The sequence below is a fragment of the Halorubrum tibetense genome (assembly GCF_042661865.1).
Classification (GTDB): domain Archaea; phylum Halobacteriota; class Halobacteria; order Halobacteriales; family Haloferacaceae; genus Halorubrum; species Halorubrum tibetense.
On the sequence record NZ_JBHSWW010000586.1, the window covers coordinates 1 to 705 of the forward strand.

2 pseudogenes are annotated in these 705 nt (G+C 66.5%); both read right to left on the reverse strand.

Features of this window, described 5'->3' with window-relative positions:
- Nucleotides 1–211 (reverse strand): annotated as a pseudogene (locus ACFQEU_RS17125) (6-hydroxymethylpterin diphosphokinase MptE-like protein); the annotation flags it as partial.
- 297 nt (nt 212–508) lie between these two features.
- Nucleotides 509–705 (reverse strand): annotated as a pseudogene (locus ACFQEU_RS17130) (dihydropteroate synthase); the annotation flags it as partial.

Below are 705 nucleotides of genomic sequence, written 5' to 3' on the forward strand. Positions count from 1 at the left end.
CCCGGGCGAGCGAGCGGTCCGCGTCGTCGTCGAGACACGGCGCGGCACCCGCGACGGCGACCGTCGCTCCCTCCCAGTGAGACAGTCGGGAGAGCGGGAACGGGGTGGACAGGTCGGCCGCGACGTCGCGTACCCGCTCGTCGGCGGCGCGGTCGAAGCCGAAGTCCGTCAGTATCGTCTCGTACAGCGGTTCGAACTCGGTGAAGTTCACGTCGACACCCTCCGATCCGATGTTGTTACCCCGGTCGATGTGGCTGATACGGACGGCTCGGTCGATACGGACGGCTCGGCCGATACGGGCGGCTCGGTCGATACGGACGGCTCGGTCGATACGGACGATGTAGTCGCTCCGAGTGCACTGGTCGATCCGAGCGGTTCCAACGGTCCACAGAGCCGCCGCTGGCGAGAAGTGATACGGTATGGGCCGGAGTGGCACAGAGTACCCCTACCCGCGTGCCCTTCCGGCGTCCGGTTGAACAGTTGTCCACACGAGGGCATAAACTTTCTCTTACCTCAAAGCAGTCGATATCTCGTCGAATACGTGGTCGAGGCCGTTCGAAACGTCCGAAACCCGGGATCCCACGGTTTCGATCGCTTCGGGCGTGCCGACGAGGAGTCCCCGGGCCGCCGTCCCGGGGCCGTCCGCCGTCTCACCGACGCCGGCAGCGTCGACGGCGTCTGGACTCGCTGGTTCGCCGAGCGCGA